We start from the raw sequence: 13,737 nt of genomic DNA, 5'->3' as shown, positions 1-13,737 counted from the left end.
ATAGATTATATTCCAATATTATCGTATAATAGTATTAGGAAATGCATTTATTTGCATAATAGAGTTAGGTTAGTATAACTTGTATTAAAGGGGAAAAATATGAAACTGGAATTTATAGGTGCGGACCACGAGGTTACAGGAAGTTGTCATTATGTTGAGGTTGGAGAGAAGAAGTTTTTGGTAGATTATGGTATGGAACAGGGGGTAAATGTGTATGAGAATGCTCCTTTACCGGTACCTCCGGCACAGATAGACTATCTATTTGTGACACATGCTCATATTGATCATACAGGAATGATACCTCAACTTGTTGCAAGAGGTTTTAAAGGTGAGATTTATGCTTCAACTGCCACAATGGAACTTTGTAAGATAATGCTTAGAGATTGTGCACATATACAGGCCGAGGAATTAAAGTGGAAAAATAGAAAGGCGGAAAGAGCCGGTAGACAAAAGGAAGTAGCTATTTATGAAATGGCTGATGTAGAAGCTGCTATAAAGTTGTTTAGAGGAGTGAATTACAGCGAAAAGATAGATGTTGATGAGAATATAAGTATAAGATTCATAGATGCAGGTCATATACTTGGCTCAGCATCTATAGAAGTTTGGCTAAGAGAGGACAATGAAAGCAGAAAGATAGTATTTTCAGGTGATATCGGAAATTTTAACAAGCCTTTAATAAGAGATCCTGAGTATATCAAGGATGCGGATTATGTTTTGATGGAGTCCACTTATGGTGACAGATTCCACGAAGATGGTGCAGACCATGTATCAGATCTTGCAAAGATTATTGAAGAAACACTGGATAGGGGAGGAAATGTGGTAATACCTGCCTTTGCAGTGGGTAGAACTCAGGAGTTGCTTTATTTTATGAGACAGATAAAGCAAAATAATCTTGTAAAGAACCGCCGGGATTTTCCGGTATATGTGGACAGCCCTCTGGCAATAGAAGCCACAAATGTATTCAAGGATAATTTGCTAGATTGTTATGATGAAGAGACAAAGGCATTGGTAGAAAGTGGCATAAATCCTATTGCCTTTCCAAACCTAAAGATGACTGTAAGCAGTGATGAATCTATGGCTATTAATCTAGATAAGATGCCGAAGGTCATTATATCTGCATCAGGTATGTGTGATGCCGGTAGAATTAGACATCATCTAAAGCATAATCTTTGGAGAAGTGAGTGCAGTGTTGTATTTGCCGGATATCAGGCCTTTGGAACTTTGGGAAGAACATTGCAGGACAATGTTTCTGAGGTAAGGCTTTTTGGAGAAAATATATCGGTACATGCTCATATTGAAACATTAAAGAGTATCAGCTCACATGCTGATAAAAATGGACTTATAAAGTGGATTAGTGCATTTGAAGAGAAGCCAAAGGAAGTATTTATAGTCCATGGGGATGACAGGGTATGTGAAAGTTTTTCAAATGAACTTAAGACTAAATATGGGATAAACTCATCAGCACCATTTTCTGGATCAGTTTTTGATTTGATAACCGGAGAGTGGATAAAGCAGACTAAGGGTGTTGCTGTAGTTGCAAGTAAGGATACAAGAGAGCAGGAAAGCAGTGTTTACTTGAGATTGCTTGGAGCCGGTGAGAGACTACTTAGAATTATAAAAGAAAATAAACATGGAGCAAATAAGGATTTGGCTAAATTTGCAGATCAGATAAATGATTTGTCAAAGAAATGGGAAATCTAGTAGGAGATTATTTTGAAAAAATTTAATAAAAAAACGGTGATTGTAGTGGCCGCAGTGATTATAGGCTTGTTTGTACTTGCAATAGCAGGTAAGAATACAAGTATGAAATCTGTAGCCAATAACTTTGATCTTACATTGGATAAGAAAAATAGTGAAGAGCCTTTGACTGATACTACATTTGCACTTGACACATTTATTACAGTATCTATTTATGAGGGTGGAAATGAAGATATATTGAAAGGTTCTATGGAGTTTATAAGAAATTATGAGATGGTTTTTTCAGCCACTAATCCTTTGGCTGAACTTTATAAACTTAATCACAGAGAAAAGGGTGCTATGAGTGTGGAGGTAAGTGATGATCTGGCATTTCTTATAGATAGAGCATTGTACTATTGTAAAATATCAGGCGGTTCATTTGATATTACAACAGAACCTTTAAAGGAGCTATGGGATTTTAATGCTGAAGAACCTGAGCTTCCAAGTGATGAAAGTATAAAGGAGCAATTACCAAAGGTAGACTATATGAGAGTTGCTGTAGATGGCAATACAATCAAATTCACATCTGATGATACAAGGATTGACCTAGGAGCAATTGCAAAGGGATATATTGCCGATAAGACTAAGGAATATCTCATTGAGATGGGAGTTAATAGCGCAATAATAAACTTGGGTGGAAATGTACTATGTGTAGGCAAAAAGCCAAGTGGTGAGAATTTTACCATCGGACTTCAAAAGCCCTATGCGGATAGAAATGAAACCGTAGCATTGCTGACAGTAGATGATGAATCGGTGGTATCTTCAGGAGTATACGAAAGACATTTTGTAATAGATGGCAAAAATTATCACCATATTTTAAATCCTAAAACCGGATATCCATATGATAATGGATTGGTTGAAGTGAGTATATTGACAAAGTCATCTACAGATGCGGACGCATTATCCACCACCTGCTTCTCACTGGGAGTGGAAGAAGGTGTAAAACTTTTAGATAGTATACCGGATACCTATGGTTATTTTATTCTTTCAGACTATAGTATAATATATTCAGAAGGTGCTAAGGAACAGCTGGCAGAACCTTAGATTATTTTATATATTTGACTTTAATACTTAAAAAGTATATATTAGTTCTAAGAAAATAATTTTTTGGAGATAAAAAATGGTAAGAAGAGAAGTACTTGCAAGCATTCCAAAGGCAGTGAATCTGTATATGATTCTTTCAGATTTTACAAGACTGCCATATGTGTATTGTGATGATGAAAGCTTTGATGATGTGGCTTTTTTCTTTGATGAAAAAGAAAAAGCCGATAAAAAATCGGAAGAACTTTTGGCAAATAAGCAGCAGAATAGTGTAGTGGAGTTAAATCAGGAAGGAATCTTAAGAACCTTTACCTGTCTGGTTGTTGCAGGTGTAAATGCAATTAAGTATAATTACCAAGGTGAGGACTTTATAGTACAGTTGGATGAGATAATAAAGGTTTCTGATTTTAGCGAGTTACCACCTGAAAAAAGACCTATAGAAAATAGATCATTGCAGCTTACAATGCTTTATTTTGGACAGGAGATAAGAGCAAATATAGGCAATCCAAATATTCCTGAGTTACGTGAACTTGAAGAGGAAATGATGGTAAATATTTTGAAGGCAAGATTTATTGTACCGGTCAGGGAAGTTGAGGTAGATGGAGAAACTCAGATGCATATGCTTATGCTGAAGATCAACAATGAAGGTGGCAATGTTATACCTATCTTTACTGATAATATTGAGTTTGATAAGATGCCGGGTGATGAAAATGTGAAGAAAACAATTATTGATACAAAGAATCTTATCAATTTTCCACTTCCACCGGGATGTGACGGATACCTTATAAATCCTATGGGAGTAAGTATGCCTGTAAATACAGGTGTTTTGAGAAATCTAAGAAATATGGAGATAGTATCTAAAGATAAAAAAGAAGAGTAATATTTTAATGGCGGGTTATAATAAACCCGCCAAATTTTATATTATAATCTATCTTTCATTTCAACATAGTTTTCATGTTCCTTTACTGCCATATATGCAGGTCTAATGATTTTGTCTGTATTTATAAGTTCTTCAATTCTATGAGCGCTCCAACCTACTATCCTTGAGCAGGCAAATATAGGAGTATATAATTCTGTTGGCAAATCAAGCATTCCATAAACAAAACCACTGTAGAAGTCGATATTTGCACTAACTCCCTTGTAGATATGTCTCTCATGGGCTATCACTTCGGGTGCAAGTCTTTCAACAGCACTGTATAGTTTAAAGTCATTATGCTTGTTCTTGGCATTTGCAAGTTGCTCAACATATTTTTTGAAGATATTTGCACGAGGATCTGAAAGAGAATATACCGCATGCCCCATTCCATATATAAGGCCGGCTTTATCAAATGCCTCTTTTCTTAACAGCTTTAAAAGATAAGCTTTGATTTCTTCCTCATCATTGATGTCACGAATGTTTTTCTTCATATCCTTAAACATTTCCACTACCTTTATATTGGCACCTCCATGCTTTGGACCTTTTAGTGAACCGAGAGCAGCAGCTATGGCAGAGTAGGTATCTGTACCTGATGATGTTACAACATGGGTTGTGAAGGTAGAGTTATTACCACCACCATGCTCCATATGCAAAACCATTGCCAAATCCAGTACCTTTGCCTCTAAATCTGAGTATTTCTTATCTTCTCTAAGCATTAGCAAAATATTTTCAGCTGTAGAAAGATTATTTGAAGGACGATGTATATACATACTCTTATCTCTTATATAGTGATTGTAAGCATGATAGCCATAGACACACATCATAGGGAAGGTTGATATAAGGTTTATACACTGTCTTAATACATTTGCAAGTGATGTGTCATCCGCTTTTGTGTCATAGGCATATAATGTCAGTACAGATCTTGAAAGAGTATTCATCATATCCTTGCTGGGAGCTTTCATTATGATATCCCTTGTAAAATTCTTGGGTAATGATCTTTGCTCTCCAAGTAAGAGCATAAAATCCTTCAGCTGTGTGTCAGTTGGAAGATGTCCAAAAAGCATAAGATATGAGATCTCTTCAAATCCAAATCGATTTTCCTTTAAAAAACCGTCTGTAAGTTCATGTATATCTATACCTTGATATCTAAGTTCGCCATCACATGGAGTTTTTTCACCATTGATCTTTTTAAAGGCTGTAATTTCTGATATGCGGGTAAGTCCGGCTCTTACGCCTTCGCCTTGCAAATTTCTAAGTCCCCTTTGTACATCATATTCTTTATACAAAGACTGGTTGATTTTAAGGTTCTCAAGACATTTGGCTGTTAAGTCTTCTATTTCTTTTGTGATTTTCTGATTGTAGCTCATATTTTCCTCCTTCTGGATAAAGATTTCTAAAATGCACAAGGGTATGTCTTATATTATTGTTAATATAAGTATTATAATTATACATTATTATTGATAATAATTAAATCAAAAAAATATGTACAGGTGGTGAACAAATGATGACATTCTTGAAAAAAAATCAATAAAAAGAGTAAAAATATTCTCTGTAAAAAAAACGTAAGTAATATTAAAATATGCTTACAAAGTAAATGAACAGAACCAAGGGAGGAAAACAATGAGATTGTTCAAAAAAGTATTAGCGGTATCAGTAGCATCTATGTGTGCACTTTCATTAGCAGCATGTGGAGGCGGAAGTAAGACAGCAGAGACAACAGCGGCAGCAAGCAGCGAGTCAAAGGATGAAAGCAAGGCAGCTGAAAGTGTTTCAGAGGCTGTAGCAGCAACAGGTAAGGATGTAAAGGACATCAAAGTCGGCATTTCAATTTACAAGTTTGATGACAACTTCATGACATTGTATCGTAATGAGCTTGTTAGATATCTTACAGAGGACATTGGTATTCCAAAGGAGAATGTAATGGTTCAGGACGGTAAGAATGACCAGGCAGAGCAGACAAACCAGATCAACAACTTTATAGCAACTAAGGTTGACGTTATGATTCTTAACCTTGTACAGTCATCTTCAGCTCCAACAGTTACAGATCTTGCTAAAGAGGCTGGAATCCCTGTAGTTTACATCAACCGTGAGCCGGATGAGGCTGAGGAGTCAAGATGGGCTTCAGATGGTATCAATGCTACATATGTAGGTGCAGATGCTCGTCAGTCAGGTACATTCCAGGGTGAAGAGATTGCAGAACTTGACAACAAGGGTGACATCAATGGTGACGGTACAGTTAAGTACATCATGATCCAGGGTGACCCTGAGAATATTGATGCACAGTACAGAACAGAGTATTCAGTTAAGGCTCTTACAGAGAAGAGCGGATTAAAGGCTGAGCAGCTCTTAATTCAAAGAGGTGACTGGGATCAGGCTAAGGGACAGCAGATTGCACAGGACGCTCTTACACAGTATGGAAATGACATAGAAGTTATCTTCTGTAACAATGACGCTATGGCACTTGGTGCACTTCAGGCTATCAATGCAGCAGGAAGAAAAGTTGGTGAAGATATCTATATCGTAGGTGTTGATGCACTTGCAGAGGCAGTTCAGAATGTTTCAGAGGGTAAGATGACAGGTACAGTATTTAATGACTTCATCAGCCAGGCACAGGCAGCAGCAAAGGCAGCAGTTTCTTTCACAAATGGAGAGAAGGTAGATGCAAAGATTCCTGTAGACTATGTAAAGGTTACAAAAGATAACGCAGCAGAGATCTTGGAACTTGTTAAATAATTAAAATCAACTTAATGTAAACATCTTTCGGGTGTGCCGGTGCACACCCGATTTTTGAAAGGAGCAATGGATGTCAGAGTACAGATTGGAAATGAAAGGGGTATCAAAGAGTTTCCCCGGTGTAAAAGCACTAGACAACATCCATCTTAATGTAAGACCGGGCAGCGTACATGCTCTTATGGGTGAAAATGGAGCAGGTAAGTCTACACTTATGAAATGCCTGTTTGGAATATATACAATGGATACCGGTGAGGTCTATGTAGATGGAGAAAAAATGCATATATTAAATCCTGATGATGCACTTCATAAGGGATTGGCAATGGTTCACCAGGAGTTGCAGCCGGTACCGGCAAGGTCCATTGCTGAAAATATGTTTTTAGGTAGATATCCCACAATAGATATAGGACCTTTAAAAATAGTAGACCATAAAAAGATGGAAAATGAAGCCGGTAAATGGCTTAAAGAAGTAAAACTTAATGTAAATCCTAATGCATTGTTACAGACATTATCTATTTCACAGATGCAATCTGTAGAAATAGCAAAGGCAGTGTCAATGGGAGCAAAAATCATTATATTAGATGAGCCGACATCATCACTTACAGAAAATGAAGTAAGTGGACTATTTAAAATAATAAGAGAACTTAGAGAAAAGGGTGTATCTCTCATATATATCTCACATAAGATGGCTGAGATAAGAGAGATTGCTGATGATATAACCATCATGAGAGATGGAACATATGTTGGAACATGGGAAGTAAAAAATATCAGTGATGGTGAAATAATAAGACAAATGGTAGGTAGAGAACTTTCAAATATCTATCCGCCAAAAGATGATTTGGAAAAAGGTGATGTTATACTAAAGGTGGAAAACCTTACAAGTATACATGAAAATATATTTAGAAACTGCTCATTTGAACTTAGAAAGGGTGAGATACTTGGATTTGGTGGACTTGTAGGTGCAGGTAGAAGTGAACTTATGGAAGCCATATTTGGACTTAGAAGTATAAAATCCGGAAAAGTATACATGAAGGGCAAGGAGCAAAAGATAGCAAGACCTAAGGATGCTATAAAAGATGGACTGGGAATGATTACAGAGGATAGAAGAGGCACAGGAATACTTGGTTGTCTTTCAATAGCAGATAATGTGGCTATATCCTCACTGAATAATTATCTTGTTGCAGGCATTGCGTTGGATGATGGTAAAATCAAGCAGGTGGTTGATGAGAATGTAAGCAAACTTAGTATAAAGACTCCAAGTAATAAGACTTTGATACAGTCTTTGTCAGGAGGTAATCAGCAAAAGGTAATAATTGCCAGATGGCTTGCAAACAATCCGGATGTGCTGATAATGGATGAGCCTACAAGAGGTATCGATGTAGGTGCAAAATATGAAATATATCAAATAATGATAAACCTGGCAAAGCAAGGAAAGGGTATCATAATGATTTCTTCAGAGATGCCTGAGCTTATTGGAATGTCTGATAGAATAATTGTTATGTGCAATGGTGAGATTACCGGTGAGGTGACAGATAGTGAAGCTACACAGGAAAATATCATGGCATTGGCAACAAAATTTTAGGAGGAATACTTATGAATACAAAATCTTTAGATATAAAGAAATTGTTACTTGACAATGGTATAATCATAGTTTTACTTTTACTTGTATTATTTACAGGTATAATGAAGGACAATTTCTTTTCGGCAAGTAACTTAAGAAATGTTTTGGTAAATGTGGCACCTAGAGTAATTATTGCCTTTGGTGTATCAGCCTGTCTTATTACAAAGGGTACTGACCTTTCAGCAGGTCGTCTTGTAGGTTTATCAGCTTGTATAGCAGGTACTCTTTTACAGAATAAGGACTATGCAGGTAAGATGTTTCCAAACCTTGGGGATATGAATATTTTTGTAGTTCTTTTAATATCTATAGCAATTTGTGCTGTATTTGGACTTATTAATGGTATAGTAGTAGCACATTTGAATGTTCCGGCATTTATCGGAACACTTGGAATGCAGCTTATAGTATATGGTGTATGTCTTGTTTATACAAAGGCTGAGCCTATTGGTGGATATAGAACAGCATATACAACAGTAGCTACAGGTAACATCTTAAAGATTCCATATCTTTTCATCTATGCACTTATTATCGGTTGCATTATGTGGTTTGTTTTTAACAAAACAAGACATGGTAAGTATATGTATGCAATAGGTGGTAATGAAGCGGCAGCAGAGGTATCAGGTGTTAATGTAAAGAAGACTAAGATACTTATCTATACATCAGCAGCAGTTCTCTATGCAATCGCCGGTTTCCTCTTAGGAGCAAAGTCAGGTGGTTCATCTGTAAACATGGGTGCATCATATGAGCTTGAGGCTATCGCAGCTTGTACCATCGGTGGTGTATCAGTAAATGGTGGTATTGGTAGAATATCAGGTTGTGTAGTCGGTGTTTTGGTATTCGAGCTTTTGAAATCCTCAATGCAATTCCTAGGAATCAAGCCGGATTTCCAGTTTATAGTGCAGGGTGTTATCATCGTTGTCGCTATAGCACTTGATATAAGAAAATATATACAGAAGAAGTAATTGATTAAATATAAAACTCCATTTACACCCCTTATATGTATGATATGTTACAGTTCAGGTACTATATATCTTGAGACTTTTAATTTTACAATCCTTGTAGCGTTTAACTCTTTCGTGAAAGCGAGACAGGATTAAGCAGTCGAGGACTTGTTTGAGTGCAGTTCGCTGCTCCCCAAGCGAACAAACGAGTTCCGCAGACTGCGTAAAATCCTGCGAAGTTTTAAGAAAGAGTTGCGATTAGGATTGTAAAACAAAAGCTCTAAAGGGGCTACCTGAACTGTAACTATGATATTCATATAGGGGGGTGTTTTTTAAACAGGTATTGACACCTCCTACATGTACACTATAATGTACATATAGGAGGTAGCTTTGTGATCAATACAAATATAACAAATTGCTCCTTTCTTTTCGGAAAGATCCTTGATATACTTAAGGTTATTATAACACGAAAGATAATAAATTTCATTGTTCAAGTCCTTAAAATATTCATCTAAGGTATACAGACACTTTTCATCAGCGGGTATACAGACACTTTTCATCAGCACCTTGACATATCGGAAAATAAGACTTCTTTCTGACTAAGCCTGTTCAGTTCCTTATGTGCATTATCAGCTTCATTTTTAATGACCTGCTTACAGCATCCGCTAAAGGCACAGCGTATCTCAAATTCGTTGTGGTTCTGTCTATCCATAGCATTATCTCCTCTTTCTTACTATGAATATTTCCTGTTTCCCCTTTCACTACCTACAAAAATGCCAAAGTTTTTTATAGAAATTTGAGAAATAAAAAAATTCTACATTTTGCATGGTAGAACTCTAAAAAATGTTAGTATTGCATAGATTTACTATATATTAGATTGATAAAATAGGGTAGAAAATATGCTACCCTATTTATATATAAAACATCGATATATCATTGTACAAAAATAATGTTTCAAAAAATCATCTTAAATGATCATTTGCTTCATATATATAAACAAATATATATAGAGCAAGTAGAAGAAAAAAACTTAATATTTCCAAAAATAAACTATCAACAATTATTCCTATTATACATACTGCCATTGAAGCAGCTATTACAAAAAAGTAGATAGATAGTAGTTTAGAAATCTTATAATAATTATAAGATCCTGGTTTCATATTTGCCAAGGCTCTGGATATATTATTATCTTTGCAAAATAAAAAATATAAGCCTAATACAAATGAAATTATTAAAATTATTATACATTCAAACATTTATGACCAACCCACAACATCCCAAACACTATAAGAAAACATTTCATTGTGAAACCATACTGCCAGTGCTTGAGTTTTCCATTCTTTAGGGAGATAACCTTCATAATATGTTTTATTTTTTGCTTTCAATTTTTTATCTGTTATAAAATACTTAAATCCAGATACATTTTTTCTATGTGCCGAATTAGTTGTATCCACTAAATTCCATTTTAATCTGCTTGCATACCTATCAAAATCATTATCTTTCATCATACCTACCTCCACTTTCATATTCTGTTATCAGTTTCTTTAATGATTTTTTAGCCCTTAACAGCCTTTTCCTTGCATTGTCATAATTTATGTCAAGTATTTCCGCTATTTCCTTAGGGCTGTATCCGTCCGATTTCAATGCTAAAATATTAGCATAGTCAACAGGTAATCTTTTAAGTATATTATCCATATCCTGCTTTATTTCAATATCATAAAAATCATCTAAGGAACTTTCATTTTCAACATCTATCTCCGTAAAGTCAACTAAAGCCTCTCGTTTCCTTCGATTATAGATATTCTTTGAAATGTTCTCTATTATAATAACCATTAACTTGCGTGTTTTGGGACAGTCTAATTCATTAATTTTTTCAATTATTTTTATTACCCTTAAAAAAACTTCTGAAACTGCGTCTTCTGAAGTCGATATATCCTTTAATATATAATAGGCATGTTGTAGCATTAAATCAGAATATAGATTAAATAATTGCTCTATCTTTTCATTATTATTGTAAAACATAAGTCCTCCCTCTTGTAGTTTAATAATTACTTTTATCTTAACATAATATGGGTTAAAATAAAGTACATATATTCCCTGTTATTTTCCCAAGTGTAATAGGTTTTAATAAAGTCCGTGGCAAAACTTTGTATGTCGGAGGTATCGACCACTTCCTCTTTTATTATCGCTTTTTCGTGTACGGTATGTATGTTTATGGCTGTAAAGTTTTTGTATACCGCAAATATAAAGCCTGCCATAAATATTATCCATAAAATAACGGTTCTCTTTTTATGTGTTCCCAGATTTATAATAGGAAGCTTATTATCTTTTTTACTTGTTTTATGGTTACTCTTTGTAAACCTGTCTTCAATCCAATTTTTCATAAAAAGTTTATGAGTAAGATAAAATAATTAAAATTATCAGTTTGTGGAGCCATTGTGATTTTTAATCAGTCAGCTTTTATAAAACAATTTTATATGGAATTAAATGAATGATATTATATTTATGTTAATTAGATTTTACGAAAGCTGAGGTAAGTGCTTGAAATGTGTGCAATTAATTTATTTGCTTTGACCGGAATAATAGAAGAGTGCTAAACTAAATTACATCCCTTTATATATGAGTAAAGGGATGTAATTTATCAACATCATAATTTTTAAAAAATACTTGAAAGTAATAAGTATGTGAAATAAAGTAATATTAAATGTACCGGATAGAACAAATACATCAGATATTTAAATGTTTTGCTTATATGAGTCTTCTTATTATTAAAGAAGAAAGTGAGGAATGCTCCGACATATACACCCACTGTATTTACTCTCATTGTAGGCAATGCTCTCATAATATCATTATTTATTTGTAACAAATGGAATAATAGCGGAAGTCTGCATATAACTATAATAAATATCCAAATAAATGCTTTTTTTAATATACTTACATCCCTTAATAAATAGAACATAAAAATATATACTATGTATATATAACCACCTTCTGTATTCAGTACATAGGAAATTAATGCCGCAGCTATTATTGGAGTGAGCCTTATTATTGTATTTTTATCTTTTATTTTTTCATAAAAATAAAGTGCAACAAGACCGAACCCCAATGTAAACATAATATTTAAGTCTATTTTATAAAAAGGAGTCAACTCAAGTTTACTAAATCCTGATGCATACTCTTCCGACTGAGTAAAAAGTATATATGGTATCTGGGAGATAAATGCAAATGTAAATACTCTAAAAATATACTTTTTTATATTCTTGGTATATCTGAAACCCACAGTGATACAGAACATAAAAATAGGTGCTGCCAGCCTTCCTATGTATCCCATAATACCGGGAACTCTGTCTATAACAATTTCACTTACAAGTTCTTCTTTTCCAGGAAATGAAAGTGATATACTCTCGGCAATGGCAATCCACATTTGCCAAGGTATAATTCTTGGAATATGGTCGATTAACATTGAAATGATTGCAATTATTTTTAATCTTTTAGTATTCATTATAATTCCTCCGATAAAAATCATTCCTCTAAACTTTCCGTATAATACCTTTCAAGTACCGACATAAACTTACTCTGTGATATATGATTTTGCACTGTCATATAGGGCTGGTCGGTGAGGGGCAGTTCTATTTTATCCATATTTTTTCTATAGGATTGAATGTCCATTCCCATTTTTTCTTTAAACAATCTGTTAAGATACCTGCTGTCTGAAAAGCCGGATTCACAGCATATATCACTGATTCTTAAGTTAGTTTTGGTAAGCAGCGAAAATGCATGATCAAATCTGATATTATTTAAGTATGTTGTAAAATTCATTCCTGTCATTTTCTTTATAAAATGAGAGATATAATAGGTTGACAATGATTCTAGTTGTGCAATATCGGATAAGGATATATTCTCTGAATGATGTTCTGAAATATAATCGGTGATTCTTTGTAAATGCTTTGCCTTTGAACGGCTTTGCTTAGTACTGAGTTCATCTATAATAGGATTTGCTATCTTGCTGAGCTGATATATCAAATCAAGGGCCTTGGCACCTGCGCCCATCTCGGTAAATGGCAAATCACTGGCATAGCACATGGCACATTCAAAAACTGTCTTATATAAATTATTATATTCTTTGTTAAATACAATATGATTCTTTTTATATATTATATCAGGTCCTATATTTTTATATAGTGCATGATTTATTAAAAATATTACTATCTTATTATGGCTTTTATTGCTGTAAAATGAATGAGGCTGATATCTGTTTACAATATAGATATCATTTTTTTTGAGCCTGAATACCTCATTGTCAATTACAAGGTCAATATTTCCGTCAAGGAGCATACCGATTTCAAGATCTGAGTGACAATGTACACTTCTTGAAAGTATTTCTATCAATAGCATTGCAAGTGAGTTGGTCTTTGTATGTCTGATGATTTCATATTCTGTTTTAGCATTTTTATTGATTTCCAAATCCATAATACAAATTTCCCTAAGTAAAATATAATAAAATTATCAATTATATAGTTAATAAATAGACAAATAAATATTTTTCAGATATGTATTTGTCTGTTAAATTGAGTATATTCCATAATATATATTATTTCAACACATAAATAGCAATATTAACATTATATAATAACAAGATTATCTACATTTGCAGTAATAAATCAGTTATTATAAAAAGCACAAAGGGAATCGTTATAAAATATATACAATAAAATACCGGTAGTTGAGAAGTCAAATATTTTTGGCTTTAGTAT

At 34.1% G+C, this 13,737-nt stretch carries 12 protein-coding genes; 6 read left to right on the top strand and 6 right to left on the bottom strand.

Translation table 11 applies throughout. The annotated features are described in order from the left end of the window. The first annotated feature begins 99 nt into the window (after positions 1 to 99). From D4A81_RS06900 to D4A81_RS06890, 3 genes are all read left to right on the top strand, one after another. Positions 100 to 1,701 (top strand): MBL fold metallo-hydrolase RNA specificity domain-containing protein, encoded by a 1,602-nt coding sequence (locus D4A81_RS06900; RefSeq protein WP_111524235.1) that lies wholly within the window; start codon positions 100 to 102, stop codon positions 1,699 to 1,701. 12 nt (positions 1,702 to 1,713) lie between these two features. Continuing rightward, the gene (locus D4A81_RS06895) at positions 1,714 to 2,781 is read left to right on the top strand and encodes an FAD:protein FMN transferase (protein ID WP_111524234.1); all 1,068 of its coding nucleotides are present in this window, start codon (positions 1,714 to 1,716) and stop codon (positions 2,779 to 2,781) included. Between the two features lie 76 nt (positions 2,782 to 2,857). Continuing rightward, positions 2,858 to 3,658, top strand: a complete 801-nt coding sequence (locus D4A81_RS06890; RefSeq protein WP_111524233.1) for an SseB family protein — start codon at positions 2,858 to 2,860, stop codon at positions 3,656 to 3,658. Between the two features lie 41 nt (positions 3,659 to 3,699). Here the strand turns inward: D4A81_RS06890 and D4A81_RS06885 are convergent, their stop codons facing one another. Continuing rightward, a complete protein-coding gene (locus D4A81_RS06885; protein WP_111524232.1) occupies positions 3,700 to 5,061 on the bottom strand; it encodes a citrate/2-methylcitrate synthase in 1,362 nt (453 codons plus the stop codon). Between the two features lie 253 nt (positions 5,062 to 5,314). Here D4A81_RS06885 and D4A81_RS06880 point away from each other — a divergent pair, with 253 nt between their 5' ends. The 3 genes from D4A81_RS06880 to D4A81_RS06870 all read left to right on the top strand — a co-directional run bounded on the left by D4A81_RS06880 (position 5,315) and on the right by D4A81_RS06870 (position 9,004). Next, a complete protein-coding gene (locus D4A81_RS06880) occupies positions 5,315 to 6,427 on the top strand; it encodes a galactose ABC transporter substrate-binding protein (RefSeq protein WP_111524231.1) in 1,113 nt (370 codons plus the stop codon). A gap of 70 nt (positions 6,428 to 6,497) precedes the next feature. Continuing rightward, positions 6,498 to 8,006, top strand: coding sequence for a sugar ABC transporter ATP-binding protein (locus tag D4A81_RS06875; protein WP_111524230.1), 1,509 nt, complete (start codon positions 6,498 to 6,500; stop codon positions 8,004 to 8,006). An 11-nt stretch (positions 8,007 to 8,017) separates the two neighbouring features. Next, the gene (locus tag D4A81_RS06870; protein WP_111524229.1) at positions 8,018 to 9,004 is read left to right on the top strand and encodes a galactose/methyl galactoside ABC transporter permease MglC; all 987 of its coding nucleotides are present in this window, start codon (positions 8,018 to 8,020) and stop codon (positions 9,002 to 9,004) included. 538 nt (positions 9,005 to 9,542) lie between these two features. On the opposite strand, the gene D4A81_RS06865 is transcribed toward D4A81_RS06870, so the two are convergent. From D4A81_RS06865 to D4A81_RS06835, 5 genes are all read right to left on the bottom strand, one after another. Then, a complete protein-coding gene (locus D4A81_RS06865) occupies positions 9,543 to 9,695 on the bottom strand; it encodes a hypothetical protein (protein ID WP_174705944.1) in 153 nt (50 codons plus the stop codon). Positions 9,696 to 10,239: 544 nt separating this feature from the next. After that, positions 10,240 to 10,491 carry a hypothetical protein gene (locus D4A81_RS06855; RefSeq protein ID WP_111524227.1) on the bottom strand — a complete coding sequence of 84 codons (252 nt, stop codon included), beginning with the start codon at positions 10,489 to 10,491 and terminating at the stop codon, positions 10,240 to 10,242. Beyond that, positions 10,478 to 11,005 (bottom strand): RNA polymerase sigma factor, encoded by a 528-nt coding sequence (locus D4A81_RS06850; protein WP_111524226.1) that lies wholly within the window; start codon positions 11,003 to 11,005, stop codon positions 10,478 to 10,480. Before D4A81_RS06850 ends, D4A81_RS06855 begins: the two co-directional genes overlap by 14 nt. Positions 11,006 to 11,639: 634 nt before the next feature. Continuing rightward, positions 11,640 to 12,485 carry a TraX family protein gene (locus tag D4A81_RS06840; protein WP_162902561.1) on the bottom strand — a complete coding sequence of 282 codons (846 nt, stop codon included), beginning with the start codon at positions 12,483 to 12,485 and terminating at the stop codon, positions 11,640 to 11,642. A 20-nt stretch (positions 12,486 to 12,505) separates the two neighbouring features. Further along, on the bottom strand, positions 12,506 to 13,453 hold the full coding sequence (locus D4A81_RS06835) for a helix-turn-helix domain-containing protein (RefSeq protein WP_111524223.1): 948 nt from the start codon (positions 13,451 to 13,453) through the stop codon (positions 12,506 to 12,508). Positions 13,454 to 13,737: the final 284 nt, after the last annotated feature.

The sequence above is a fragment of the Lachnoanaerobaculum umeaense genome (genome assembly GCF_003589745.1).
In the GTDB taxonomy this organism is placed as follows: Bacteria; Bacillota; Clostridia; order Lachnospirales; family Lachnospiraceae; genus Lachnoanaerobaculum; species Lachnoanaerobaculum umeaense.
This window is presented reverse-complemented; position numbering and strand designations above follow the sequence as displayed.